At 73.9% G+C, this 25,536-nt stretch carries 20 protein-coding genes; 11 read left to right on the top strand and 9 right to left on the bottom strand.

Going from position 1 to position 25,536, the window contains the following annotated elements; translation table 11 throughout:
• Nucleotides 1–137 precede the first annotated feature (137 nt).
• Genes M3673_RS11970 through M3673_RS11960 form a run of 3 tightly spaced genes read left to right on the top strand, consistent with a single transcriptional unit; the run spans nt 138 to nt 3,321 of the window.
• The gene (locus tag M3673_RS11970; protein ID WP_056863828.1) at nt 138–1,241 is read left to right on the top strand and encodes a substrate-binding domain-containing protein; all 1,104 of its coding nucleotides are present in this window, start codon (nt 138–140) and stop codon (nt 1,239–1,241) included.
• Nucleotides 1,241–2,068, top strand: a complete 828-nt coding sequence (locus tag M3673_RS11965) for an ATP-binding cassette domain-containing protein (RefSeq protein ID WP_056863829.1) — start codon at nt 1,241–1,243, stop codon at nt 2,066–2,068. The genes M3673_RS11970 and M3673_RS11965 overlap by 1 nt, the downstream gene beginning before the upstream one ends.
• Entirely contained in the window at nt 2,065–3,321 is a 1,257-nt protein-coding gene (locus tag M3673_RS11960; protein WP_193661299.1) for a sugar ABC transporter permease, read from the top strand. The genes M3673_RS11965 and M3673_RS11960 overlap by 4 nt, the downstream gene beginning before the upstream one ends.
• A 98-nt stretch (nt 3,322–3,419) precedes the next feature.
• Here M3673_RS11960 and M3673_RS11955 read toward each other — a convergent pair whose 3' ends face one another.
• The 4 genes from M3673_RS11955 to M3673_RS11940 form a co-directional block, all read right to left on the bottom strand.
• A complete protein-coding gene (locus M3673_RS11955) occupies nt 3,420–4,460 on the bottom strand; it encodes a mechanosensitive ion channel family protein (protein WP_056863831.1) in 1,041 nt (346 codons plus the stop codon).
• A gap of 41 nt (nt 4,461–4,501) precedes the next feature.
• Complete coding sequence (locus tag M3673_RS11950) at nt 4,502–7,099, bottom strand: bifunctional FO biosynthesis protein CofGH (RefSeq protein WP_251533875.1); 2,598 nt, start codon at nt 7,097–7,099, stop codon at nt 4,502–4,504.
• Between the two features lie 52 nt (nt 7,100–7,151).
• Nucleotides 7,152–8,183, bottom strand: coding sequence for an LLM class F420-dependent oxidoreductase (locus M3673_RS11945; protein WP_193661297.1), 1,032 nt, complete (start codon nt 8,181–8,183; stop codon nt 7,152–7,154).
• 92 nt (nt 8,184–8,275) lie between these two features.
• Nucleotides 8,276–10,357, bottom strand: a complete 2,082-nt coding sequence (locus tag M3673_RS11940; protein ID WP_251533868.1) for an acyltransferase family protein — start codon at nt 10,355–10,357, stop codon at nt 8,276–8,278.
• 89 nt (nt 10,358–10,446) lie between these two features.
• Here M3673_RS11940 and npdG point away from each other — a divergent pair, with 89 nt between their 5' ends.
• Nucleotides 10,447–11,184: an NADPH-dependent F420 reductase gene (npdG, locus tag M3673_RS11935; protein WP_251533866.1), complete on the top strand. Its 738-nt coding sequence runs from the start codon at nt 10,447–10,449 to the stop codon at nt 11,182–11,184.
• A gap of 4 nt (nt 11,185–11,188) precedes the next feature.
• Here the strand turns inward: npdG and M3673_RS11930 are convergent, their stop codons facing one another.
• Nucleotides 11,189–11,731, bottom strand: a complete 543-nt coding sequence (locus tag M3673_RS11930; RefSeq protein ID WP_056863834.1) for a YbaK/EbsC family protein — start codon at nt 11,729–11,731, stop codon at nt 11,189–11,191.
• A gap of 83 nt (nt 11,732–11,814) precedes the next feature.
• On the opposite strand from M3673_RS11930, the gene M3673_RS11925 reads away from it, so the two are divergent.
• From M3673_RS11925 to pcrA, 5 genes are all read left to right on the top strand, one after another.
• The gene (locus tag M3673_RS11925; protein ID WP_162242270.1) at nt 11,815–12,900 is read left to right on the top strand and encodes a glycerophosphodiester phosphodiesterase family protein; all 1,086 of its coding nucleotides are present in this window, start codon (nt 11,815–11,817) and stop codon (nt 12,898–12,900) included.
• Between the two features lie 99 nt (nt 12,901–12,999).
• Nucleotides 13,000–14,430: an APC family permease gene (locus M3673_RS11920; protein ID WP_056863836.1), complete on the top strand. Its 1,431-nt coding sequence runs from the start codon at nt 13,000–13,002 to the stop codon at nt 14,428–14,430.
• A gap of 51 nt (nt 14,431–14,481) precedes the next feature.
• The gene (locus M3673_RS11915; protein WP_056903672.1) at nt 14,482–14,952 is read left to right on the top strand and encodes a universal stress protein; all 471 of its coding nucleotides are present in this window, start codon (nt 14,482–14,484) and stop codon (nt 14,950–14,952) included.
• Between the two features lie 10 nt (nt 14,953–14,962).
• Nucleotides 14,963–15,325, top strand: a complete 363-nt coding sequence (locus M3673_RS11910; protein WP_193661295.1) for a hypothetical protein — start codon at nt 14,963–14,965, stop codon at nt 15,323–15,325.
• 61 nt (nt 15,326–15,386) lie between these two features.
• Nucleotides 15,387–17,834 carry a DNA helicase PcrA gene (gene pcrA / locus M3673_RS11905; protein ID WP_193661294.1) on the top strand — a complete coding sequence of 816 codons (2,448 nt, stop codon included), beginning with the start codon at nt 15,387–15,389 and terminating at the stop codon, nt 17,832–17,834.
• A gap of 69 nt (nt 17,835–17,903) precedes the next feature.
• On the opposite strand, the gene M3673_RS11900 is transcribed toward pcrA, so the two are convergent.
• The gene (locus tag M3673_RS11900; RefSeq protein WP_200920035.1) at nt 17,904–18,959 is read right to left on the bottom strand and encodes a M23 family metallopeptidase; all 1,056 of its coding nucleotides are present in this window, start codon (nt 18,957–18,959) and stop codon (nt 17,904–17,906) included.
• Between the two features lie 468 nt (nt 18,960–19,427).
• On the opposite strand from M3673_RS11900, the gene sucC reads away from it, so the two are divergent.
• Complete coding sequence (sucC, locus tag M3673_RS11895) at nt 19,428–20,588, top strand: ADP-forming succinate--CoA ligase subunit beta (protein ID WP_056863841.1); 1,161 nt, start codon at nt 19,428–19,430, stop codon at nt 20,586–20,588.
• Nucleotides 20,589–20,607: 19 nt separating this feature from the next.
• Complete coding sequence (gene sucD, locus M3673_RS11890) at nt 20,608–21,516, top strand: succinate--CoA ligase subunit alpha (protein WP_056863842.1); 909 nt, start codon at nt 20,608–20,610, stop codon at nt 21,514–21,516.
• Nucleotides 21,517–21,596: 80 nt separating this feature from the next.
• On the opposite strand, the gene M3673_RS11885 is transcribed toward sucD, so the two are convergent.
• From M3673_RS11885 to M3673_RS11875, 3 genes are all read right to left on the bottom strand, one after another.
• Nucleotides 21,597–22,988 carry a hypothetical protein gene (locus tag M3673_RS11885; RefSeq protein ID WP_251533865.1) on the bottom strand — a complete coding sequence of 464 codons (1,392 nt, stop codon included), beginning with the start codon at nt 22,986–22,988 and terminating at the stop codon, nt 21,597–21,599.
• The gene (locus tag M3673_RS11880; RefSeq protein WP_056863844.1) at nt 22,981–23,487 is read right to left on the bottom strand and encodes an RNA polymerase sigma factor; all 507 of its coding nucleotides are present in this window, start codon (nt 23,485–23,487) and stop codon (nt 22,981–22,983) included. The genes M3673_RS11885 and M3673_RS11880 overlap by 8 nt, the downstream gene beginning before the upstream one ends.
• A 119-nt stretch (nt 23,488–23,606) precedes the next feature.
• Nucleotides 23,607–25,502: a hypothetical protein gene (locus M3673_RS11875; RefSeq protein ID WP_193661292.1), complete on the bottom strand. Its 1,896-nt coding sequence runs from the start codon at nt 25,500–25,502 to the stop codon at nt 23,607–23,609.
• Between the last annotated feature and the right edge of the window lie 34 nt (nt 25,503–25,536).

Below are 25,536 nucleotides of genomic sequence, written 5' to 3'. Positions count from 1 at the left end.
GGTCAAGACGTGAATGATCAACGTGCGAGTAACGAGTTATGACCATCTTTGCGTTCACTACTTGACGACAAGTCTGTGACGGCTGACACTCGACCCAGTCAACCCGGCGGCGTGCCCGCCCCAGTCGAGGGAGAACCATGTCCACACCCCTGCACCGCCTCGCAGCCTTCGGTGCTGTGCTCGCCATCGGCACCGCCGGCCTCACCGCCTGCGGCGCCAACGACGCCGAGAGCGGCTCCGACGGCGGCGGCGACAGCGCCTCCGGCGGCACCATCGCCCTGCTCCTCCCGGAGTCCAAGACCACCCGCTACGAGGCCTTCGACAAGCCGCTCTTCGAGGCCGCGGTCGCCGAGCTGTGCTCGGACTGCGAGGTCGACTACTACAACGCCGACCAGGACGAGGCCAAGCAGGCCCAGCAGCTCACCAGCGCGCTGACCGCCGGCGCGTCCGTCGTCGTGCTCGACCCGGTCAACGGCGCCGGCGCCACCGGCATGGTCCAGGAGGCCCAGGGCCAGGACGTGCCGGTCATCGCCTACGACCGCTTCATCGACGGCGCCGACTACTACATGTCCTTCGACAACGAGACCGTCGGCCAGATGCAGGCCGAGGCCCTCGTCGAGGCCGTCGGCGACACCGGCAACATCCTCATGCTCAACGGTGCGCCCAGCGACCCCAACGCCGCGCAGTTCAAGGCCGGCGCCCACAGCGTGCTCGACTCCAGCGGCGTCACCATCGCCGAGGAGTACGACAACCCCGACTGGAGCCCCGAGAACGCCCAGCAGTGGACGACCGACCAGCTGAGCAAGTACGACCCCAGCGACATCCAGGGCGTCTACGCCGCCAACGACGGCCAGGCCGGCGGCGTCGTCGCGGCCCTGACCGGCGCCGGCGTCTCCTCCGACGAGCTGCCCCCGATCACGGGTCAGGACGCCGAGGTCGCCGCGATCCAGCGCATCCTCGCCGGTGAGCAGGAGATGACGATCTACAAGCCCATCCCGATCGAGGCCGAGACGGCCGCCGAGGTGGCCGTGGCCCTGGCCCAGGGCGAGGAGCCCGCGTCGACCAGCGAGACCGGCATCGACCAGAGCGACTACGAGGGCGTCACGTCCTACATCTTCGACCCGATCGTCGTGACGGCCGACAACGTCGCCGACACCGTCATCGCCGACGGCTTCTACTCCGCCGCCGACATCTGCACCGGCGACTACGCCGCTGCGTGCTCGGAGGCTGGCATCTCCTGATGAGCGCCACGACGACGGAGAAGCCGGTCACGGGACAGACCGTCCTGTCCCTGACCGGCATCAACAAGAGGTTCGGGGCCGTGCAGGCCCTCACCGACGTGCACCTGGAGGTGGCGGCCGGCGAGGTCGTCGCCCTCGTGGGCGACAACGGTGCGGGCAAGTCGACCCTGGTCAAGGTCATCTCGGGGGTCTACCAGCCCGACGAGGGTGACATCACCTTCGCGGGCCGCAAGATCTCGGTCGGTGGCCCGTCCGACGCCCAGGCGCTGGGCATCGCGACGGTCTTCCAGGACCTGGCCCTGTGCGACAACCTCGACGTCGTCGCCAACCTGTTCCTGGGCCAGGAGCGCCTGCTCGGGCCGGTGCTCGACGAGGTCACGATGGAGAAGGAGGCGTGGCGCCTGCTGCGCACCCTCTCCGCCAAGATCCCCTCGGTCCGCATCCCCATCGCGGGGCTGTCGGGCGGTCAGCGCCAGACGGTGGCGATCGCCCGCAGCCTCGTGGGCAACCCCAAGCTCGTCATGCTCGACGAGCCCACCGCGGCCCTCGGTGTCGCGCAGACCGCGGAGGTCCTGAACCTCGTCGAGCGGCTGCGCGAGACCGGGCTCGGGGTCATCCTCATCAGCCACAACATGGCCGACGTCCAGGCCGTGGCCGACCGCATCGTGGTCATGCGCCTGGGCCGCAACGCCGCGGAGTTCCGCACCGAGGAGACCACGACCGAGCAGCTGGTCGCGGCCATCACCGGCGCCTCCGACAACGTGGTCGCCGCGCGCGCCAGCCGGCGTGCCGGCACCACCGACACCACCGAGGGAGCGGGCCAGTGAGCGCCACGACCGACGAGACGCAGTCGGCCGTCGCCGCCGACATCGCCGACGAGCGGCTCATCCAGAGCCAGGGTCTCGGCGGCCAGGCCCGCGCGGTCTGGAACCGGCTCAAGGGCGGTGAGCTCGGCATGCTGCCCGTGGTCATCGGGCTCATCGTCATCTCGCTGGTCTTCTACTCCCAGGAGCCGACGTTCCTGTCGTCGAAGAGCCTGGTCAACATCACGCTCTTCGCCGCACCGGTCGGCGTCATCGCGCTGGGCATCGTGCTGGTGCTGCTGCTGGGGGAGATCGACCTCTCGGTCGGCTCGGTCTCGGGCTTCGCGGCCGCCTCCATGGCGGTGCTGGTGGCCAACAAGAGCCAGTCGCTGATCGTCGGCATGATCGCCGGCATCCTGATCGGCACCCTGATCGGCTCGGTCTACGCCCTGCTCTACACCCGCCTCGGCGTGCCCAGCTTCGTGTTCTCCCTCGCCGGCCTGCTCGGCTTCCAGGGAGCGCTGCTCTACGTGCTGGGCGACCAGGGCACCATCGTGCTGCCGACCGACTCGGGCCTGCGGCAGTTCGCCCGCGAGCGCTTCCTCAGCGACGGTGCGGCCTACGTGCTGCTCGCGGTGGTCGTGCTTGCCTACGTCGGCTCGCAGCTGCTGCTGGTGCGCCGGCGCAAGGCGGCCGGCCTGACCCCGCCCAACCTCACCATGGTCGGCATCAAGGCGGTGCTCCTCGCGGGCGGGCTGGGCTTCCTGACCTACTACCTCGGCATCGACCGCGGCTGGGGCTACCTGTTCGTGCTCTTCGTGGCCCTGGTCGTCGTCATGGACCTCATGCTGCGCAAGACCACCTGGGGTCGCCACGTCTACGCCGTGGGCGGCAACGAGGAGGCGGCCCGTCGCGCCGGCATCAAGGTGGGCCGGATCTACTTCTCGGTCTTCGCCGCGACCTCGACCTTCGCGGCCCTGGGCGGCATCCTGCTGGCCGGTCAGCTCACCTCGGTCTCGCAGAGCAGCGGCACCACCGACACCAACCTGACCGCGATCGCGGCCGCGGTGATCGGCGGCACCAGCCTCTTCGGCGGCCGCGGGTCGGCGTACTCCGCGCTGCTCGGCATCATCGTGCTCCAGGCCATCCAGAGCGGCCTGAACCTGATGAACGTCGACTCCTCGGTGCGCTTCATGGTCACCGGTGCGGTCCTGCTGCTGGCGGTCGCGATCGACTCGGTCTCGCGCCGGGTGCGCTCCTCCAGCGGACGCGGGTAGCGGCCCCGGCCCCGCCCCACCCGCACCACCGCCGACGGGCGGGACCCTTCCGGGGTCCCGCCCGTCGGCGCGTCCGCACCCGGCCGCCCGCGCCCGGCTCAGTCCCGCTCGACCTCGAGGCGCGTGCGGGGCAGGCCGGCCGGGTCGTGGTCGCGCAGCCAGGCCACCAGCTGCTCGCGCACGTGGCAGCGCAGGTCGAAGAGCGTGCCGGCGTCGACGGCGGTGACCAGCACCCGCACCCGCACGAAGCCGGCGACGGCGTCGGTGACCTGCAGCAGCGAGACGCGCCCGTCCCACAGCTCGCCGGCCGAGGCCATGACCCCCGGCAGGGCCTCGCGCATCCGGGCGGTGTCGACGCGCCAGTCGAGGTCGAGCTCCACGGCGCCCAGCAGCTCGGAGTTGCGGCGCGTCCAGTTCTGGAAGGGGGTGGTGGTGAAGTACGTCGAGGGCAGCACCATGCGACGGTCGTCCCAGAGCCGGACGACGACGTAGCTGAGGGTGATCTCCTCGATCCAGCCCCACTCCTCCTCCACGATCACGACGTCGTCGATGCGGATGGCGTCGCTGAAGGCCAGCTGGATGCCGGCGAAGACGTTGGCCAGCGTGGACTGCGCGGCCAGCGCGGCGACCACCGAGATGAGGCCGGCGGAGGCCAGGACGCTCGCGCCGATGGTGCGCACCCCCGGAAAGCTGAGCAGGATCGCGCCGAGGGCGACCACCACCATGAGGGCCACGGTGAGACGGCGCAGGATGAGCACCTGGGTGCGGACGCGGCGCGCGGCCCGGTTGTCGCGCACGTCGGTGCGGGCGCGGCCCAGGCCCAGGTCCTGGAGGAAGAGCAGCACCACGGTGACCAGCCAGGCCGCGGCGATGATCCACAGGGTCCGCCCCGCCAGGACCGCGGCGTGCCACCACACCTCGTCGTCACCGCGACGCCGCACGCCGGCCACCCAGCCGTTGAGCGCGATGACCAGCACGAGCACCCGGTAGGGGACCCGGGCCTGGCGGAAGAGCCGCTCCCCGGGCGGCCAGCGTCGCTGCACCAGGCGCGCGACCACGTGGGTCAGCACGATGAGGGCGAGGGCCCCGAGCAGGGCCGACCCGCCGGCGATGAGGGCGTTGGTCCACGAAACGCGCATGGGTCATCGTGCCCGGTCCGCGGCCGGCCCCGCGGGCGGGGTCAGCGGGCGGCGTACAGGGTCGTGCGCTCGGTCACGGGCCGGTCGATGCCCGCGCCGATCTCCACCAGCTCGGCGACCGTCTTGGCCGAGCCGTGCTCGGAGCCGGCCATGCGCGAGATCGTCTCCTCCATCAGGGTCCCGCCCAGGTCGTTGGCGCCCGCGCGCAGCATCGCGCGGGTGCCCTCGACGCCGAGCTTGACCCAGGAGGTCTGGATGTTGTCGATGCGCCCGTGCAGCAGGATCCGCGCCATCGCGTGCACGGCGAGGTTGTCGCGCAGCGTGGGGCCGGGGCGGGCGACGCCGGCGAGGTAGATCGGCGCGGAGGTGTGCACGAAGGGCAGCGGCACGAACTCGGTGAACTCCGCGGCGCCGTGCTCGCGCGCGGTGTCCTGCACCCGGCTCAGCACGCGCAGGTGGTTGACCCAGTGGCGCGGGTTGTCGACGTGGCCGTACATCATCGTCGAGGTCGTCGGCACGCCCACGCGGTGGGCGGTGGAGACGATGTCGATCCAGGTCGAGGCGGGCAGCTTGCCCTTGGTGAGCACCCAGCGCACGTCGTCGTCGAGGATCTCCGCGGCCGTGCCCGGCAGCGACCCCAGGCCGGCCTCGCGGGCCTTGATGAGGAAGTCCTCGGTCGACAGGCCCGTGCGGGCGGTGCCGTTGAGCACCTCCATGGGGGAGAAGGCGTGCACGTGCATCTGCGGCACGCGACGCCGCACGGCCCCCACCAGCTCGACGTAGGCCGACGCGGGCAGCTCGGGGTCGATGCCGCCCTGCATGCAGACCTCGGTCGCGCCGAGGTCCCAGGCCTCCGCGGCCCGGTCGGCGACCTCGTCGAGGGACAGCGAGTAGGCGTCGGCGTCGGTGCGCCGCTGGGCGAAGGCGCAGAAGCGGCAGCCGACGTAGCAGACGTTGGTGAAGTTGATGTTGCGGTTGACGACGTAGGTGACGGTGTCGCCCACGACCTCGCGGCGCAGGTCGTCGGCCAGCCGGCAGACCTGATCCAGCAGCGGGCCCTCGGCGGTCATGAGGGTGAGCGCGTGCTCGTCGGACAGCCCGCCGGGGTCGGCCTCCGCGGCCCGCAGCGCGGCGGACCCCTCGGCGTGCAGCACCGCGGGGGCACCGTCGATCAGCGAGGTCGACCCGGCCGCGTCGCGCACCGAGTCCCAGTCGCCGTAGACCCCGGCGAAGTCGGAGCGGCGGTCCTCGCTGCGGCCCTCGGTGTCGATGCTGGCGTGCAGGTCGGTGCGCCCGGTGCTGGTGGTGAGCGAGGCCGCCCCGCCGTCGGGCTCCTGCCACACCCGCCCCTCCGGTCGTACGCCGACCCGCGCCAGACCGGCCGCGGGCCCGTCGGGCACCGCGAGCGCCGCGACGTGGGCGCTGACCCGCGGGTCGAGCCACGGGCTGCCGCCGCCGAGACCGGCCCGGACGTGCTCGGGGTGCACGGTGAGCCGGGGCGCCAGCTCGAGGCCGGCCGCCGCGGTGTGGGCGCGCAGCCGCTCGAGGGTCGGCCACGGGCGCTCGGGGTTGACGTGGTCGGGGGTGAGCGGGCTGACCCCGCCCCAGTCGTCGACGCCGGCGTCGAGCAGGGCGCGGCACTCCGCGGAGCCCTCGGAGGCGTCGACCAGGTTCGGCGGGGCCTGCACCCGCATGCGGGGGCCCATCACCAGGCGGGTCACCGCGATCGCGGCGCGGTACTCCTCCAGGCCCAGGTCGTCGCGGTGACGCATGGCGGTGTCGGGCTTGGCGCGGAAGTTCTGCACGATCACCTCCTGCACGTGGCCGTAGGCCTTGGCCACCCCGCGCAGCGCGAACACCGTCTCGGCGCGCTCGCGCAGGGTCTCGCCGATGCCGACGAGCAGCCCGGTGGTGAAGGGGATGGAGAGACGACCGGCGTCCTCGAGCACCCGCATCCGCACGGCGGGGTCCTTGTCGGGGGAGCCGAAGTGGGCCAGCCCGCGGGTCTCGAAGAGCCGTCGCGAGGTGGTCTCGAGCATCATGCCCATCGAGGGGCTGACCGGCTTGAGCCGGTTCATCTCCTCCCAGCTCATCACCCCGGGGTTGAGGTGGGGCAGCAGCCCGGTCTCCTCCAGCACCCGCACGGCCATCGCGCGCACGTAGGCCAGGGTCGAGTCGTAGCCCTGCTCGTCGAGCCACTGCCGCGCCTCGGGCCAGCGCTCCTCGGGGCGGTCGCCGAGGGTGAAGAGCGCCTCGAGGCAGCCCAGCTCGGCGCCGCGGCGGGCCAGGTCGAGGATCTCGTCGGGGGAGAGGTAGAGCGGTCGGCCCTCGCGCTGGAGGTGGCCCGGGCTCTCCACGAAGGTGCAGTAGTGGCACCGGTCGCGGCACATCGTGGTGACCGGGATGAAGACCTTGGGCGAGTAGGTGACCACGCCCGGGCGCCCCGCGGCGAGCAGCCCGGCGTCGCGCACGGTGGCGGCGGCCGCGCAGAGCCGGTCGAGGTCGGCGCCGGTGGCGGCCAGCAGCACCGACGCCTCCTCGACGTCGAGCGCCGCCCCGCGCTCGGCGCGCGCGAGGGCGCGGCGTACCTGCTGGGGGGTCGGGTCGGGGTCGGGTCTCGGGGCGGTGCGCTCAGCCATCACCGAGAGGCTATCCCGCGCCCCCTGCGGGCCCGGCGCTCAGGACACCCGCTCAGGACACCCACTCCTTGACCTGGGCGATCGTGGCGGCCGGGTCGGCGGAGGCGGGGGTGACCGAGAGGTTGGTGACGCCGGCCTCGCGGAAGGCGGCGATGCGCTCCTTGACGTAGGACTCGGGGCCGACCAGGTTGCCCGCGCGCAGCCACTCCAGCGGCACCAGCGCCTCGGCCTCCTTCTTCTTGCCCTGGAGGTAGAGCTCCTGGATCTGCTCGGCCTCCTGCTCGTAGCCGTACTGGCGCGCCAGCTCGTTGTAGAAGTTCTTGCCCTTGGCGCCCATGCCGCCGACGTAGAGCGCGTAGGTGGGGCGCATGAGGTCGAGCATCCCCTCGACGTCCTCGCCGATCGCCACCAGGCCGCCGGCGCTGACCTCGAGGGGCGCCAGGTCGGCGGAGCGCTTGGCCCGCCCCTGCGCCAGCGGCTCGCCCCAGACCTCCTGGGCCTTCTCGGGGTGGAAGAGGAAGGGGAGCCAGCCGTCGGCGATCTCGGCGGTCATCCGCACGTTGGCGTGGCCGAGCGCTGCCACCCACAGCGGCACGACCGGGCGCTCGGGGCGCGTCAGCAGCTTGAGCGGCTTGCCGAGCCCGAGGCCCTGGTCGGCGGGCAGGGGCAGCGTGAAGACCTTGCCCTCGTGCACGAGGGGCTCGCGGCGCAGCCCCAGGCGCAGGATCTCGATCATCTCGCGGGTGCGGCCGAGCGGCTTGTCGTAGGGCAGGCCGTGGAAGCCCTCGATGACCTGGGGTCCCGAGGCGCCCAGGCCGATGACCGCGCGGCCGCCGGAGACGTTGTCGAGGCCCGCCGCGGTCTGCAGCATCGCCCCCGGGGTGCGGGAGTAGACGTTGAGGATGCCGGCGCCGATCTCGATGGTCTCGGTCTTGGCGGCGAGGTAGCCCATCAGCGTGGGGGCGTCGAAGCCGTAGGGCTCCGCGACCCAGACCATGTCGAGACCGGCCTTCTCGAGCGCGACGACCTGGTCGGCGGCCTCGCGCGGGTTGCCGGAGTAGACGAGGGGCATCGACAGCTTCATGGGTCTCCTGGGCCTGGGGCCGGGCCGGTCCCGGCGGCGACGCTCGCGACCCTACCGTGACAGCGGTGCTGTCACCATCGGTGCGTCGGCGCTCAGTCGGTCATGCCGGTGGCGCGGCCCAGGGAGCCGGCCAGCAGCTCGGAGTACTCCGTGGTCAGGTGGTCGGTGTCGCGGTAGGACAGCGTGCCGCCGATGACCACCGGGCACTCGCCCTGGTAGCACAGCCACGGGGTCGGGTCGACGACCTCGGCGTCGGCCAGGAGGGCCGACTTCACCGCGACGTCGCCGAGGATCTCGGCGCGCTCGACGGGCTGGAACATGCAGTCGCCGAGGCTGGGGGTGCCGGTGGTGAGGCACTCGCCGGGGTCGATGCCCGACTTGGGCACGTCCTTGATCAGCAGCACCCGCTCGGAGGCGGCGTGCAGCTCGTCGAAGAGCTCGTCGTAGCCCTCCTCCAGCACCGGGGCGACCCGCTCGATCGTGGCGGCGAGCTCGCCGTCGATCCACACCCCGTTGACCGGGGGCGAGGAGGAGACGATCGTGAGGTCGGGCTGCAGGGCCTCGACCTGGTCGACCACCCAGTCCTGGAAGCCGGTGCACTCGGTGAAGACCCGGCGCTCGTTGAGCGGCGCCACCGGCACGTGGGCGGCCGGGCACTGCGGCTTGACCAGGTAGTAGGCCCTCCAGCCGTTCTCCACCGCGATCCGCTCCACGGCCGGGATCCAGGCACGGGCGTGGGAGTCGCCGGTGACCACCACGGTGCGCTCCCCGTCGGGGTCGCCGCGCAGGCAGAGCTCCTGCACGTCCTCCTCGTAGTCGCACGCGCCGACGTCGGCCACGCTGTCACGCAGGGTCAGCAGGTTGGGGTCGAGCTCGCTGGGCACCGCCATCCGGTCGCGCGCGGCGTTGACCGAGGCCCGCACGAGGGCAACGGTGCTGTCGGCGCCCGCGGGGTCGGCCACCGCGATCGCGGGCACGTCGCCCTGGCCCGTGCGGGCCTCGATCCACTGCCACCCGCCGACGCAGGACGCGGCGACCACGGCCAGGCTCAGCGGGTAGAGCAGCAGCGGACGGGGGGCCACGAGCAGCCGCGGGGGCAGTCCCTGCCGGAAGGGCGTCTCGACGAAGCGGAAGGTCAGCGCGGCCAGGCTCAGCACCACCAGCAGCACCAGCGCGCGCTCCGCGCCGGTCAGGGGGCGCAGCGCCCACTCCTCGGCGAGGATCAGCGCCGGCCAGTGCCACAGGTAGAGGGAGTAGGACCAGTCGCCCAGGACTCGCACCGGGCGCCAGGTCAGCAGGGCCCGGACCGGGTCGTGGCGGGGGCCGGGCCGGATGCCGGCGAGCAGCAGCGCCACCGTGCCGAGCACCGGCAGGAGCGCGGCCCACCCCGGGAAGGCCGTGGCCGAGGAGTAGAGGACGCAGGCCAGCCCCACCGCGAGCAGGCCGCCGGCACCGAGCAGCGGCACCGCCAGGGCCGGCATCCGCTTGCGCAGGCGCGGCGCGGCGAGCGCGGCCAGCGCGCCGGCGCCGAGCTCCCAGGCCCGCCCGAGGGTGGAGTAGTAGGCGCTGCCGGAGTCACCGGCCGTGCCCGCCACCGACCAGGCGAAGCTGGCCGCGGTCAGCGCGACCAGCACGCCGGCGAGGGTGCGCTCGGGCAGCCGGCGCTCGGGGGAGCGGGTGACCACGCGCACCGCGAGGGCGCAGAGCACCAGCAGCACCGGCCACACGACGTAGAACTGCTCCTCGACCGCCAGGGACCAGTAGTGCTGCATCGGCGACGGGGGACCGTCCTGGGCGAAGAAGTAGTCACCCTGGTCGGCGAAGCGGACGTTGGCGGCGAAGAGGGTGGCCCAGACGGCGTCGACCACGACCTCGCGCGCGTCGATGAGGCTCATCCACGCCACCGAGGCCAGCACGGTGAGCGCCGTGACCAGCGTGGCGGCGGGCAGGATCCGCCGGGCCCGGCGCGACCAGAAGGCGGTCAGCGAGACCTTCTCGCCCCGGCGCATCTCGCGGAAGAGCAGCCCCGAGATCAGGAAGCCGGAGACGACGAAGAAGACGTCGACCCCGACGAAGCCGCCGGGCAGGAACGGGACACCGGCGTGCGCAGCGATGACGACGAGCACGGCGACGGCGCGCAGGCCCTGGACATCGCTGCGGTATCGACTCGCCACCCCTGAGCTCCTGCGCGGTTGAGGGGCCGACGGTACCAAAACCTGATGACGAGTACGGCGTCCTCGCTCCCACTGGCACACTCGCTCGCGTGACCAGCCAGCCCGCCGCCACGTCCGAGACCGCCACCGACCACGCCACCGACGGCGTCGACCCGGTCCGGCACCGCATCGCCGTGGTCGGCGGCACGGGGCCGCAGGGCAAGGGGCTCGGCTACCGCTTCGCCCGCGGCGGCCACGACGTCGTGCTGGGCTCGCGCGCCGCCGACAAGGCCGAGGCGGTCGCCGCCGAGGTGGCCGACCGGCTCGTCGGCGTCGAGGGCGCCGGGACGGTCACGGGCGCCACCAACGCCGACGCCTGCGCGGGCGCCGACCTCGTGCTGCTCGCCGTGCCGTGGGACGGCCACGACGAGCTGGTCGCCACCCTCCCGCTGGCCGGGACGACGGTGATCTCCTGCGTGAACCCGCTGGCCTTCGACAAGCGCGGCGCGCACGGCCTGGTCATCGACGGCGGCGAGGGGTCGGCCGCGGAGTCGGCCCAGCGCATCGTGGGGGACTCGGCCACCGTGGTGGGCGCCTTCCACAACGTCTCGGCGGTCTCGCTGTGGGGCGACGACGACGTGCTGGCCCACGAGGACGTCCTGGTGGTCGGCGACGTCAAGGAGGCCAAGGAGACCGTCATGGCGCTGTGCGCCAGCGTCACCGGGCGGCCCGGCATCGACGCCGGCAAGCTGCGCCTGGCCCGCCAGGTCGAGCCGCTCACCGCCGTGCTGATCTCGATCAACCGGCGCTACAAGATCCACTCCAGCATCAAGGTCACCGGCTTCTAGCCCGTCAGCCGGCCAGGCCCTCCACCACCTCGGCCCCGGGCAGGTCGGCCAGCAGGCGACCCGGCAGCAGCACCTTGGAGCGGCGCACGCCGGAGCCGACGACGGCCACCTCGACGTCCAGCACCCGCGCGTCGACCAGCAGCCGCCAGCCGGCCGGCAGGCCGATCGGCGTGATCCCGCCGTGCTCCATGCCCGACTCGGCCACCGCGCGCTCCATGGGCAGGAACGACGCCTTGCGCACGTCGAGGGTGCGTTTGACCAGGCCGTTGACGTCGGCGCGGGTGTCGGCGCGCACCACGCAGGCGGCGACCCGCTCCTCCCCGTCGCGGCGCCCGGCCACCAGGACGCAGTTGGCGCTGGCCTCCAGCGGCACCTGGTGGGCCTCGCTCAGGGCCGCGGTGTCGGCCAGGTCGGGGTCGATGGCGACCACGCCGACACGCTCCGCGCCCGGCAGCGAGGCCAGGGCGCGGGCCACCGGCGCGGCGAGCAGGTCGGGGTGGTCGAGGGCGGGCGAGGGCGACAGGGTGCCGACGGGGGAGAGGTCCACGGCCCCATCCTGCCCACCGCCCCTCACGCGTCGTTCACCTCGGGGTCACCGCGCGGACGGAGGTGCCACGCACCGTCGAGGTCGTGACCACCGTGTCCCTGCCCGTCCGTCGTCCCCGCACCCTGGCCGTGACCCCCGCCGTCGTGGGCCACCGCGGCGCCAGCGGCACCTGGCCCGAGCACACGCTCGAGGCCTACCGCGCCGCGATCGCGATGGGCGCCGACGACATCGAGCTCGACCTGGTCGTGAGCGCCGACGGCGTGCTCGTGGTGCGTCACGAGAGCGACCTGGCCCGCACCACCGACATCGCCGCGCGCCCCGGGCTGGCCCACCGCCGCAGCACGCGGGTGGTCGACGGCGAGGAGGTGACGGGCTGGTTCGCCGAGGACCTCCCGCTCTCGGAGCTGCGCACGCTGCGGGTGGTCGAGCGGATGCCCGGGCTGCGCCCGGCCAGCGCCGCCCACGACGGCCGGCTCCCGGTGGCGACGCTCGACGACGTGCTGGAGATGGTGGCCGCGGAGTCGTCCGCCCGGGGCCGCTCGATCGGGGTCATGATCGAGCTCAAGGACGCCGCCTGGTCCGCCTCGCGCGGGCTGCCGCTCGACACCGCGCTGGTCGCCACGCTGCGGCGCCACGGCGTCGACACGCCGCGCTCGCGGGTGACGGTGATGTCCTTCGAGCCCACGATCCTCCAGCAGCTGGCCGGCCAGGTGCGGGTGCCCCTGGTGCAGCTGCTCGACCGGCGCGACCGACGCCCCGCCGACCTCGCCGCGGCCGGCGACCCGCGCACCTTCGGCGACCTGGCCAGCCCCGCGGGCCTGGCCCTGGTGGAGCGCTACGCCGACGGCGTCGGCGCCCACCACTCGCTGGTGGCCGCCGAGGCGCCCGGCGGTCGCGGCATGCGCCCCTCCACCCTGGTGGCCGACGCCCACCGCGAGTGGCTGACCGTCCACGTGTGGACGCTGCGGGCCGAGAACCACTTCCTGCCGGCCCCCTTCCGCCGAGGCGAGGAGGCCGGGGAGCGCCCCGCAGCGCACGGCGACCTCGGCGGCTTCGTGGAGCTGCTGCTCGAGCTCGGCGTCGACGGGCTGATCACCGACCAGCCCGACGCGGCGGTGGCGGCCCGCGAGGCCTGGCTGGCGCCGGTCGGCGTACGCGTGCCGGCCTGAGGCCGCCGCTCCGCCGGGGCGGGGGCCAGGGTCACCCGGCGGGGTGAGAGCGCCGCCGCGGGCTTGACCCCGGGCTCCGGGGGCGGCTTCGGTGGGCCGATGGCCGACTCCTCCGCAGCCACCACGACCGCGCTCCCCGACGACGGGGACCTCACCCGGTCGATCACCGGGAGGCTGCTGTTCTTCTACGTCCTCGGCGACGTGCTCGGCTCCGGCATCTACGTGCTCATCGGCGCCGTCGCGGGTGCGGTCGGGGGCGCCTTCTGGATCGCCTTCGCCGTCGGGGTGTCGGTCGCGACGATCACCGGGCTGGCCTACGCCGAGCTGGTGACGAAGTACCCCCAGGCCGCCGGCGCCGCGCTCTACGTCAACAAGGCCTTCCGCAGCCCCGCGCTGACCTTCCTCGTCACGATCTCGATGCTCTCGGCCACCTTCGCCGCGGCCGGGTCGCTGGCCACCGGCTTCTCCGCCTACTTCGCCGAGGTGTGGGAGCTGCCCCCGGGCCTGCTGGTGGCGCTGGTCTTCATCCTCGTGCTGGCGGTCGTCAACTACATCGGCATCACCGAGTCGGTCGTGGCCAACATGGTGATGACCGTCGTCGAGATCGCCGGTCTGGTCATCGTCGTGGTCATCGGTGTCGTCTACGTCGCGCAGGGCGACGCCGACTTCGGCACGCTCACCGAGTTCCGGGCCGACGGCGACCCCGTGCTGGCGATCGTGGCCGGCGTCGCGCTGGCCTTCTTCGCGATGACGGGCTTCGAGAACGCCGCCAACGTCGCCGAGGAGACCATCGACCCGGCCCGCACCTTCCCGCGGGCCCTCGTCGGCGGCATGGTCGTCGCCGGCGTGATCTACGTGCTGGTCGCCGTGACCGCGGCCCTGGTCGTGCCCGTGGCCGACCTGGCCTCCTCCGACGCCGCCCTGCTGGAGGTGGTCGAGGCCGGCGTGCTGCCCCTGCCCGTGGGGCTGCTCAGCGTGGTCTTCGCCGTGATCGCCATGGTCGCGATCACCAACACCACCCTGGTCTCGGTGGTCACGCAGTCGCGCATCCTCTACGGCATGGCGCGCGAGGACGTCGTGCCGGGCGTCTTCGCCCGCATCCACTCCAGCCGCCGCAGCCCCTGGGTCGCGCTGAGCTTCGCGGCCGTCGTGGTCTGCTCCCTGCTGGTCGTCGGCGCCCTGCTCAACCGCGCCGGCGTCGGCGTCGACGTGGTGGCGCGGCTGGCCACCGTCACGGTGGTCTTCACCCTCTTCATCTACGGCCTGGTCATCCTCTCCGCGCTCAGGCTGCGCGGCCACGACGAGGCCGACGACACCTACACCGCCCCCACCGCGCTGCTCGCCGTCGGGATCGTCGGCAACCTGGTGCTGCTGGCCTACGTCGTGTACGACGACCCCACGTCGCTGCTGTGGTGCGGCGGGCTGCTGGCCGTCGGCCTGGTGCTCTACGTCGTGGAGCGCCTGGTCGGTCGCCGCGACCGGCCGCACGGCCGCGCCCGGGGCGAGTCCACCGTCGAGCCCCGCACCTGAGGCCCGCCCCCCACCAGCCCCCAGCACCACCGGACGCCCGAGGAGGCCCCCGTGCACGTCATCGTCGCCACCGACGGCTCGCAGCAGTCGCTCGACGCCGCGCGCCACCTGCGCTCCTTCGCCGACCCGGCCAGGATCACCGACGTCACGGTGCTGGCGGTGGTGCGTCCGCTCGCCGCGGTGGCCTTCGCCGACGACCTGGCCCCCGCCGACCGCACGCGGGCCGAGGGGGAGTCCTCGTCGTTCCGGGCGGCCGCCGAGAGCGCCGTGCGCGTCGTGGCGGCGGAGCTCGACGGCTGGGGCCCCACGGTCCGCACCAGCATCCGCAGCGGCTCGCCGGCCCAGGAGATCACCAAGGCCGCCTCGGCGCTGGGAGCCGGCCTCGTGGTCGTCGCCGCGGGCGGTCGCGGGCTGAGCCGCACCGTGCTGCTCGGCAGCACCGCCCAGCGGGTCCAGCACTCCGCGCCCTGCCCCGTGCTGGTCGTGCGCCCTGTGCCGCGGCCCCGCGCGCCGCGACCGTAGGCTGCGCGGCATGGAGATCCTGCGGCTGGTCCTGCTGTTCGTGCACATCCTCGGTTTCGCGGCCCTCCTCGGCGGCCTGCTCGCGCAGGCCCGCGAGCCGCACAAGCGGGTCAACGAGCTGATGCGCGACGGCGCCGGCACGGCCGTCCTGGCCGGGATCGCGCTGGTCGGCGTGCTCGAGGCCGGCGACACCGACGTCGACCACGCCAAGATCGGGGTCAAGCTGGTGGTGGGCCTGGTCATCCTGGGCCTGGTGATGGCCAACCTGCGCAAGGAGCGCATCGCCCAGGGTCTGTGGGCGGCGCTGCTGGGGCTCACGGTGCTCAACATCGCGGTCGCGGTCTTCTGGTCGCCCGCCCACGGCTCCTACTGAGCCGACCGCGGCGTCGGCGCTGCCCGACCACGCCGACCGCGGCCGTAGGGTGGAGGGCAGCATGAGCATCCCGTTCCCCCTCCCTGGTCTCGAGTCCGTCGCTCCCGAGGAGCCCCGCACCACCCGGCGCGGCCCCACGCGCGAGGAGCTGCTCGAAGGGCTCAACGAGCCCCAGCGCGCGGCCGTCGTGCACGAGGGCGCGCCGCTGCTGGTCGTCGCCGGCGCCGGGTCGGGCAAGACCCGCGTGCTCACCCGCCGCATCGCCTGGCTGATCCAGGAGCGCCGTGCGCACCCCGGCTCGATCCTGGCCATCACCTTCACCAACAAGGCCGCGGCCGAGATGAAGGAGCGCGTCGAGGAGCTGGTCGGCAAGCGCGCCCGGATCATGTGGGTCTCGACCTTCCACTCCGCCTGCGTGCGCATCCTGCGCAAGGAGGTCGACAAGCTCGGCCTGAAGTCGAGCTTCTCGATCTACGACGCCGCCGACCAGAAGCGGCTGATGTCGCTGGTGGTCGCCGACCTCGAGCTCGACCCCAAGCGCTACCAGCCCGGCGCCCTGCTGCACTGGGTGTCGGACCACAAGAACGAGCTGCGCGACGCCGAGGCGGCCACGGCCCTGGCCACCAACAACCTCGAGCAGACCTACGCCGCCGCCTACACCCTCTACGAGCGACGCCTGCGCGAGGCCAACGCCCTCGACTTCGACGACCTGATCATGTCGACGGTGCACCTCCTCCAGCGCTTCCCGGAGGTCCGCGAGACCTACCGGCGCCGCTTCCGCCACGTGCTCGTCGACGAGTACCAGGACACCAACCACGCGCAGTACGCCCTGGTCCACCAGCTGTGCGCCGAGCAGCTCGACGACGCCTCGCTCGCCGACCCGACCTCGACCGTGGAGCCCGCTGAGCGCGTCGAGCCGGCCGAGCTGATGGTCGTCGGCGACGCCGACCAGTCGATCTACGCCTTCCGCGGCGCCAACATCCGCAACATCCTGGACTTCGAGGAGGACTTCCCCGACGCCACCTCGATCCTGCTGGAGCAGAACTACCGCTCCACCCAGACCATCCTCACCACCGCCAACGCCGTCATCGGCCACAACAAGGGCCGCAAGCCCAAGCGGCTGTGGTCCGACGCCGGCGACGGCGAGCGGATCGTGGGCTACGTCGCCGACGACGAGCGCGACGAGGCCCGCTTCGTCTCCTCCGAGATCGACACCCTCGTCGACCAGGGCGCGCGGGCCTCCGACGTCGCGATCTTCTACCGCACCAACGCCCAGTCGCGGGTCTTCGAGGAGGTGTTCATCCGCACCGGCCAGCCCTACAAGGTGGTCGGCGGTGTGCGGTTCTACGAGCGCCGCGAGGTGCGCGACGCCCTGGCCTACCTGCGGCTGCTGGCCAACCCCGACGACCAGGTCTCGCTGCGCCGGATCCTCAACACCCCCAAGCGCGGCATCGGCGACCGGGCGGTGGCGTGCGTCAACGCGCTCGCCGAGCGCGACCGCACGACCTTCTGGGAGGCGCTGCGACGCGCCGAGGAGGCGCCCGGGCTCGCGACCCGCTCGCTGGGCAGCATCCGCGGCTTCGTGGCCATGATCGAGGAGCTGCAGTCGATGGTCGACGGCGGCGAGCGCGCCGACGTCGTGCTCGAGACCGTGCTGGCCCGCTCGGGCTACGTCGCCGCCCTGGAGGACTCCGACGACCCGCAGGACGCCACGCGCGCGGAGAACCTCGCCGAGCTCGTCGCAGTGGCGCGCGAGTTCAGCGACGACCCCGTGGCGGGCCCCTCGGCCGACCCCGCCGACGTCGACGCAGGGCAGGTCGCGCCCGGTCTGCGCGACTTCCTGGAGCGCGTCGCGCTCGTGGCCGACTCCGACCAGATCCCCGACACCGACCCCGACGACCCCGACGACACCGGCGTGGTGACCCTGATGACCCTCCACACGGCGAAGGGGCTGGAGTTCCCGGTGGTGTTCCTCACCGGGCTCGAGGACGGCGTCTTCCCGCACTCGCGGGCCCTCGGCGACCAGCCGGAGCTGGAGGAGGAGCGACGCCTGGCCTACGTCGGCGTCACCCGCGCCCGCGAGCGCCTCTACCTCTCCCGCGCCGTGGTCCGCTCGGCCTGGGGCGCGCCGTCGCACAACCCGGCGTCGCGCTTCCTCGACGAGATGCCGGTCGACCTCGTCGACTGGCGCCGCACCGAGGCCGCGCAGACCCAGTGGTCGCGACCCGACCTGGGCGGCTCCTACGGCGGCGGCCTGGGCTCGCCGACCGCGGCCGGTCGCCGCAACTTCTCCTCCGCCGCGCTGCGCGCCGACGCCGCCGCCAAGTCGCGGCCGGCGCGCGAGGTGCCGTCGCTGGAGCCGGGCGACCGGGTGCAGCACGACTCCTTCGGCCTCGGCTCCGTGGTGGCGGTCGAGGGCGTGGCCGACAAGTCGGTGGCCTCGATCGACTTCGGCTCGCAGGGCGTCAAGCGGCTGCTGCTGCGCTACGCGCCCGTGCAGAAGCTCTGAGGCCGAGGCCGGCGGCCGGGTCCTGGGGCGGGCACGTGAGGTGCGGGGCCGAGCCCGGCCCTGGCGGTGCTACGGCGTGACGCCGTTGACCGAGAGCGCCTCGTAGGGGTCGACCGGGTCGCCGCCGCCGGGGCGGACCTCGAGGTGGAGGTGGGGGCCGGTCACGTTGCCGGTCGAGCCGACGGTGCCGATCTGCTGGCCCGCGGTGACGGTCTCGCCGGGGGAGACGTCGATCGAGGTCTGGTGGCAGAACCACAGTTCAGTGCCGTCCTCGAGGGTGAGGACGGTCTTGTTGCCGTAGGCGCCGTCGTAACCGGTCGAGGTGATCGTGCCGTTGGCGATGGCCACGAGGGGCGTGCCGGTGGGGGCGGCGAAGTCGAGGCCGGTGTGGTAGGTCGCCCACAGGCCGTACTCGCCGTAGCGCGCGGTGAGGCGGTAGCCGCTGAGCGGCAGGACCCACTGGTTGGCCTCGATCTTCTTCGACTGCACCTCGGCGGCGTTGGCGAGGGTGCGCAGCTCGGTGTTGCGCTCCGCGGCCTGGGCCTCGGCGGCCTCGACGAGCCGCTCGTCGGCGAGGTCGCCCAGCGCGTCGCGGCTGGAGTCGCGCGAGATGCGCTCCTCGCGGTCGAGGCCCACGACGCCACCGCCGCTGGAGCCGGTGAGGGCGCTGCTGGGGCCGACGGGCGCCGCCTCCTGGGCGGCCAGGTCGGTGTCGGTGGCGGTGACCGCGCCGCCCACGGAGACCGCGAGCGCCGCGATCCCCACGAGCACCGGCACCGAGGGCATCCGGCGCAGGAGCGCGCCGCGGTCGCCGGCGTGCTTGACGGCCTTGCGCCTGCCCGCGGTGCGGAGCTCGGCGGTCTCGGGGTGCGACAGACCCGGGCGCGCCGGCGTCAGCGGCAGCAGCTCGGTCGGGTCGGAGGCGAAGGAGGTGGTGTGGTCGACCGGCTCGAGGTCGGCGAGGATCCGGTCCACCGTGCCGGCGTCGAGACCCGGGCCGGTGTCGAGGCGCCCGGCGGACGCGGTGACCGGCTCGACGGTGACGACCGGGGCCGGGCGGGCCACGCGGCGGCCGACGTAGGGCGCCGCCGGTGCGGCGGTCGTCGCGGCGGAGTCGACGGGCACGGTCGCCACGCGACGGCCGCGGTAGGCCGGGGTGACAGCCGGGGTGTCCGCTGGGGTGTCAGGGGTCCCGAGATCGCTGCGGCTGGTGCCGGTGGGTGCGACTCGGTGATGACCCATGAAGCAGTGACTCCCGTGATCGACGGTGGTGGGGGGCGCCGGACCTGGCGGCCGGCCCACCCTTTCAGGTGGTCGGGGGCGAACGAGCCAAGACTGTAACGGACCCGGTGCAGCAGGCGGAACTCGGCGCCGTGACAAATGTGGACGACGGCGGCCCGTCACCGCATGACCTCGGTCACGTCGCGCCCCCGCGCCCTCGTGCCGCGGCCCGCGACGGGACTAAGGTGCCGGAGGCCTCCGCCCGTGCTCACGCGGGAGCGGACGGTCGTCGGGCCCAGGCTCGCCCAGGCTCGTCCAACGACTCAACCAAGGCGCCCTCACAGCGCAGCACACTAGAGAACTGGTGGATCAGTGGACCTGATGGAGTACCAGGCGAAGGAGCTCTTCGCCAAGCACGGCGTCCCGGGGACTCCCGGCATCGTCGCCAACACCCCCGCCGAGGCCCGCGAGGCCGCCGAGAAGCTCGGCGTCTGCGTGGTCAAGGCGCAGGTGAAGGCGGGTGGCCGCGGCAAGGCCGGCGGCGTCAAGCTGGCGAAGACCCCCGACGAGGCCGAGCAGCACGCCCAGGCCATCCTCGGCATGGAGATCAAGGGCCTGACGGTCAACCGGGTGCTCATCGCCCCCGCGGCCAGCATCGAGGAGGAGTACTACTTCTCCTTCCTGCTCGACCGCGCCAACCGTCAGTACCTCTGCATCGCCAGCGTCGAGGGCGGTGTCGAGATCGAGGAGGTCGCGAAGACCAACCCCGACGCCGTCAAGCAGATCGCCATCGACCCGGGCACCGGTGTCGACGAGGCCAAGGCCCGCGCGATCGTCGCCGAGGCGGCCTTCCCCGAGGCGCTCACCGACCAGGCCGTGCAGACCGTGCTCGCGCTGTGGAAGGTGTTCGTCGAGGAGGACGCCACCCTCGTCGAGGTCAACCCGCTGGCCCGTCTGGCCGGTGACCGGCTCGAGGCGCTCGACGGCAAGGTCTCCCTCGACGAGAACGCCGAGTTCCGCCACGCCGAGCACGCCGACTTCGAGGACAAGGCCGCGGCCGACCCGCTCGAGGCCAAGGCCAAGGAGAAGGGCCTCAACTACGTCAAGCTCGACGGTGCCGTGGGCATCATCGGCAACGGCGCGGGCCTGGTCATGTCGACCCTCGACGTGGTCGCCTACGCCGGCGAGAAGCACGGCGGCGTCAAGCCGGCCAACTTCCTCGACATCGGCGGCGGCGCCTCGGCGCAGGTCATGGCCGACGGCCTCGACGTGATCCTCAACGACGAGCAGGTCAAGAGCGTCTTCGTCAACGTCTTCGGCGGCATCACCTCCTGCGACGCCGTGGCCAACGGCATCGTGGGCGCCCTCGACATCCTCGGCGACGAGGCCACCAAGCCGCTGGTCGTCCGCCTCGACGGCAACAACGTCGAGGAGGGTCGCCGCATCCTCCAGGAGAAGAACCACCCGCTGGTGACGCTCGTGGAGACGATGGACGGCGCGGCCGACAAGGCCGCCGAGCTGGCGAACGCCTGAGAACGGGACTGAGAGCGATATGTCGATCTACCTCAACAAGGACAGCAAGGTCATCGTCCAGGGCATCACGGGCGGGGAGGGCACCAAGCACACCGCCCTGATGCTGAAGTCCGGCACCAACGTCGTGGGCGGCGTCAACGCCCGCAAGGCCGGCACCACCGTGACCCACACCGCCGCCGACGGCTCCAGCGTCGAGCTGCCCGTCTTCGGCTCCGTCGAGGAGGCCATGAAGGAGACCGGCGCCGACGTGTCGGTCGCCTTCGTGCCGCCGGCGTTCACCAAGGACGCCTGCCTCGAGGCCATCGACGCGGGCATCGGCCTGCTCGTGGTCATCACCGAGGGCGTGCCGGTGCAGGACACCGCCGAGGTGTGGTCCTACCTCCAGGGCTCCAGCAACCACGGCGGCACCCGGATGATCGGGCCCAACTGCCCGGGCATCATCACCCCGGGCGAGGCCCTGGCCGGCATCACCCCGGCCACGATCTCGGGCTCCGGCCCGGTGGGCCTGGTCTCGAAGTCGGGCACGCTGACCTACCAGATGATGTTCGAGCTGCGTGACTTCGGCTTCTCGACCGCCATCGGCATCGGCGGCGACCCGATCGTGGGCACCACCCACATCGACGCCCTCGCGGCGTTCGAGGCCGACCCCGACACCCGCGCGATCGTCATGATCGGCGAGATCGGCGGCGACGCCGAGGAGCGCGCGGCGGCGTACATCAAGGACCACGTGACCAAGCCGGTCGTCGGCTACGTCGCGGGCTTCACCGCTCCCGAGGGCAAGACGATGGGCCACGCCGGCGCCATCGTCTCGGGCTCCTCGGGCACGGCGCAGGCCAAGAAGGAGGCCCTCGAGGCCGTGGGCGTCAAGGTCGGCAAGACGCCGTCGGAGACCGCCCAGCTGATGCGGGAGATCCTCCAGGGTCTCTGACCCCGGACCCACCCCGCGTACGCCACGAGCGGCCCGTCCCCTGCCGGGGGCGGGCCGCTCGTGCGTGCGGGCGGACGCCGTCAGCCGGCGAAGACCTCCATCGCGGCCGCCACCTCGCGCACGGCGGTGTCGCTCTGAGCGGCGGCCTCGGCCGGGCTGGAGCCGGCCGGCACGGAGGGGCCGGTCACCAGCGAGACCAGCACCGCCCGACCCACCCTGACCACGTGCAGGACCTGCGGCGGGGCGGCGTCGGCGCCCGTGGTGCTCCGGACGACCACGCCGGCCTGCTCGCCCAGGTCGCTGGCGACGACCGCGGTCTCGACGGCGGTGCCGGTGGCACCCGTGTCGACGGGGCAGTCGCGGTGGAGCGCGAGCACGTCGTCGGCGTAGGCGCGGGCGTCCTCGGCGCGGGCGAAGACGGCCAGGTTGCGCAGCCGGAGGTCGTCGCGGTCGCTCCACCCGGCCCGGACGAGGTCGGTGCGACCGGGGGGCAGCGCCACCTCGCGCCCGCACGCGGCGAGGGTCAGCGGACCGACCGCCCGGGAGAGCTCCTGGAGTCCCGGCTGACCGCTCCCGGCGGCGGCGTCGTCGGGGTAGCCCGCGGTGAGCGGGAAGCCGTCGGGCACCCGGTCGCCGGCCGTCGTCGCGTCGGCGTCGGTCGCGCCGGGCGGCTGCGAGCAGGGGTCGGCGGCGAAGACGCACAGCGAGGAGACCACGAGGGCCGAGGTGCTCTGCGCCAGCTCCCGGGTCTGCTCGACGACCTGCGCGTCGCCGGCGCCGCCGAACGTGGTCGACGTCGCGAGCACGGCGTTGCCGACCGTGACGAGCTGCACGAGCTCGCCCTCCCCGGCGTCGCCGGAGCGCTGGACCCAGACCACCGAGCCCTCGCCGAGGTCGGAGACGAGCGGGTCGGCCGAGCCGCAGCCGTCCGCGAGCGCCGCCTCCTGGGCCGCGAGCACCTCCCGCGCGGCGTCGTCGTCGGCGTAGAGCAGCAGGCCGCGCTGCACGCCGCCCTCGGAGCCCGGCGCGTTGGGTGCGTCGAGCTGCACGGCGTCGACGGCCCGCACGGGGGCCTCGGCGGTGTAGGCCCCGCCCTGGCAGCCCCGCACCGGCGGGTCGGGAGCGAAGCCGGGCACGACCTCGGGCTGCTCGCTCAGGCCCCGCAGACCCGCGCCGAGCGGGAAGTCGGCGGGCACGCCGGTCACCCAGTCGACGTCGCCCGGCGCCGGGGTGGCGGTCGGGCTCGGCGCCGCCGGGTCGAGGCCGGCGGTCTCGGCGCCCCGGGTGGCCAGCGCGAGCGGCGTGGCGACGAGGAGGGCCGCAGCGGCGCCGGCGGCGGCTGTGAGGGCGCGGTGGCGGCGGCGCAGCCGGTCGCCGCGGCGGCGTACCTCGGACGCGGGCAGGGGGTGCACGGGGGCCTCCTCGGCCAGGAAGCGGGTGAAGAGGTCGGCGGGATCGGTGGGCTCAGGCATGGTGGGCTCCCTCCTGGAGGCCGTCGTCGTCGGCGAGCAGGGCGGCGAGAGCGGCGCGGCCCCGGCTGAGCCGCGCCTTCACCGTGCCCTCGGGCACCCCGACCTCGCGGGCCACCGCCCGCACCGGCAGGTCGGCGATGTGGTGCAGCACCAGCGCCTGGCGCTGCGCCTCGGGCAGGCGTCCCAGCGCCGCGACCAGCGCGACGTGGGCCTCGCTCGGTGGCGGGGCGGCGACCGGCGCGGAGACGGCGCGGTCGGCGGGGCGGCGACCCAGCACGGTGCGGCGCCAGCGGCTCACGGCCAGCCGGTGGGCGGTGGTGCGCACCCAGGCCTCGGGGTGGTCGGCCCGGTCGAGCCTGCGCCGGTGCGCCCAGGCCCGCACGAAGGCCTCCTGCACGCACTCCTCGGCCTCGTCGCGGCTGCCGATCATGGCGTGGACCTGGCCGACTAGCCGGGCGTAGGACGCGGCGTAGAAGTCGTCGAACTCGCGTTCGTCCATGGCGTCTCCGTCCCGTGCCCGCGCTCGTCGCGTGCTCCCGTGTCGCTGCTGTCTCGGGAGTGGTACGCGCGGCGGGGCCGTGCGGTTGCACGACACGCCGCACCCGTGCGGAGCGGCTCTCAGTCGGCGCGTCGGGGGGCCGGCTGCTCGGCCAGCCGCTCGGCGGCGCGCTCGGCGAGCGCGAGGAACGCGCCGCCCGCCATGGTCGCGTCGGGGCCGGGCACGAAGCCGATCTGGCTGACCGCCGTGCCGCGCCGCAGCAGGGCGACGACGAAGCGCACGGAGGTGTCGTCGGAGACGTCGACGGTGACGTCCCAGACGTCGAGGGAGCGCTCGGGACCGGTCTGGGAGGTCACGGTGACCACGTCGGTGCCCAGGTCGCGGTCGGCGCAGCTGGCCATCCTCGAGCGCACCTGCTCGACGAGGGCCCGCGCCTGGGGCACCGGCAGGGACCCGACGGTCTGCGTCAGCCCGAACGACGTGGGCAGCCGTCCACCCGGCACGAGGAACGTGCGGGTGCGGCTGTCGCTGAAGCGCGCGCCGCGGAAGTCGCCGACGAAGCTGGTCTGGTCGCAGCGCGTCGCCGCGTCGTTGTCGCGGGCGCGCTCGGGCTCGGTGCCGACCCAGGGGCGGGTGACCGAGCCGACCGGGGGCAGGTCGACGGCCGAGAGCAGCGAGGGCACCTCGCCGACCGGCAGGGCGTCGGCGGGGCTGAGCCGCGCCCGGGTGGTGCAGGCCCCGCCGTCGGTGAGGTCGCACAGACCGTCGACGGCGCCCCCGAGCAGCCGCGCCTGGTCGAGCAGGTCGTCGGCGGAGGTGCCGCGGCGCTGGGAGGCGGTCACCGTGACGATGCGACCGGTGCGGGCCACGCCGGCGACCACCGTGCGCGTCGGCGCGGCCCAGTCGCGCAGCACCAGCAGCACCGCCTCGTCGCCGACCCCGTCGACGCGCTGGGTCGAGATCAGCTGGGCCCGGGGCTCGTCGCAGCCGGCGAACCAGCCGGCGGCGCCGTCGTAGGCGGCCCGGGCGGCCCGGTCGGTGCGGGAGGACTCGGCGAGCTGCCAGGCCGAGCGGGGGGCCTCCTGCCCGCGCGGGCGGTCCCGGAAGGCGCGCACCAGGGCGACCGTGCCCTCGGGGTCGGCGTACCGCGCCCCCTGGCAGGGCAGCACCAGGCCGTCGCCCTCGGTGCCGTCGGTGGTCGCGGCCTCGCGCCAGCCGCCGCCCGGCAGCCGTGCGGCCACCTCCTCGGCGCCGAGGAGCGCGGCGGCCTCGAGCGGCTCGGGCTCGGGCGTGGGGGAGTCGGTCGGCGCGTCGTCGGCGGGGTTCTCCGCGCCGGGGGCGACGGAGTCGCCGGGCGCGGCCACGGCGTCGCGCTGCAGCGTGGGCCTCACCCCGGCCGTGTCGGTGACCAGCGTGCCCGTCAGCAGCAGGGCGCCCACGACCAGCGCCGCGCCCACGCCGGTGTGCGTACGCCGCCGCGCGGCCCCGGTGCGCCGCACGATGGTCGGGCGGGGCCAGCGGGCCTCGGCGACGACCTCGGCCAGCGGCTCGAGCGCGGTGCGCACCAGCGGCGTGGGCAGGTCGCGCAGCAGCCCGAAGCGCGCCGTCGCGCTCTGCAGCTCCCGCTCGGCGTCGGCCGGGGGGATCCCGACCTCGCGGGCCAGGTCGGTCATCGACAGCGACGCCAGGTGGGCCAGCAGCAGCACCCGGCGCTGCAGCAGCGGGAGGCCGGCCAGCGCCTCCAGGGTGGCGGCGGCCTCGGGGTCGAGGCCCTTCTCCTTGTGGAAGGGCCGCGTGGTGTGGCGTCGCAGCGCGTGCGACCAGGCGACGGGGCGCACCCAGGCCTCGGGGTCGGCGCTGCGCGAGACCTTGCGCCAGTGGTGCCAGGCGGCGACGAAGGCGTCGCGCACCGCGCGGCGCGAGGCGGCCAGGTCCCCGGTGAGCGCGTAGGTCTGCAGCAGCAGTCGCGCGCGTGCGTCCTTGTAGAACGCGTCGAAGTCGGTGGGGTCCGCCATGGCGTCGTCCAACGTAAGCGATCCGCGGTGAGGC

The organism is Nocardioides sp. P86, from assembly GCF_023712465.1.
Taxonomy (GTDB): domain Bacteria; phylum Actinomycetota; class Actinomycetes; order Propionibacteriales; family Nocardioidaceae; genus Nocardioides; species Nocardioides kribbensis.
Note: the sequence above shows the minus strand (reverse complement) of the source record. Positions and strands in the feature narration are given on the sequence as shown.

Excerpts from the sequence above, each read along its gene's own strand:
- M3673_RS11970 (WP_056863828.1), top strand. The coding sequence starts at position 138 with ATGTCCACACCCCTGCACCGCCTCGCAGCCTTCGGTGCTGTGCTCGCC.
- M3673_RS11965 (WP_056863829.1), top strand. The coding sequence starts at position 1,241 with ATGAGCGCCACGACGACGGAGAAGCCGGTCACGGGACAGACCGTCCTG.
- M3673_RS11885 (WP_251533865.1), bottom strand. The coding sequence starts at position 22,988 with ATGCCTGAGCCCACCGATCCCGCCGACCTCTTCACCCGCTTCCTGGCC.
- M3673_RS11880 (WP_056863844.1), bottom strand. The coding sequence starts at position 23,487 with ATGGACGAACGCGAGTTCGACGACTTCTACGCCGCGTCCTACGCCCGG.
- sucD (WP_056863842.1), top strand. The coding sequence starts at position 20,608 with ATGTCGATCTACCTCAACAAGGACAGCAAGGTCATCGTCCAGGGCATC.
- M3673_RS11920 (WP_056863836.1), top strand. The coding sequence starts at position 13,000 with ATGGCCGACTCCTCCGCAGCCACCACGACCGCGCTCCCCGACGACGGG.
- M3673_RS11875 (WP_193661292.1), bottom strand. The coding sequence starts at position 25,502 with ATGGCGGACCCCACCGACTTCGACGCGTTCTACAAGGACGCACGCGCG.
- M3673_RS11910 (WP_193661295.1), top strand. The coding sequence starts at position 14,963 with ATGGAGATCCTGCGGCTGGTCCTGCTGTTCGTGCACATCCTCGGTTTC.
- pcrA (WP_193661294.1), top strand. The coding sequence starts at position 15,387 with ATGAGCATCCCGTTCCCCCTCCCTGGTCTCGAGTCCGTCGCTCCCGAG.
- M3673_RS11955 (WP_056863831.1), bottom strand. The coding sequence starts at position 4,460 with ATGCGCGTTTCGTGGACCAACGCCCTCATCGCCGGCGGGTCGGCCCTG.
- M3673_RS11945 (WP_193661297.1), bottom strand. The coding sequence starts at position 8,183 with ATGAAGCTGTCGATGCCCCTCGTCTACTCCGGCAACCCGCGCGAGGCC.
- M3673_RS11950 (WP_251533875.1), bottom strand. The coding sequence starts at position 7,099 with ATGGCTGAGCGCACCGCCCCGAGACCCGACCCCGACCCGACCCCCCAG.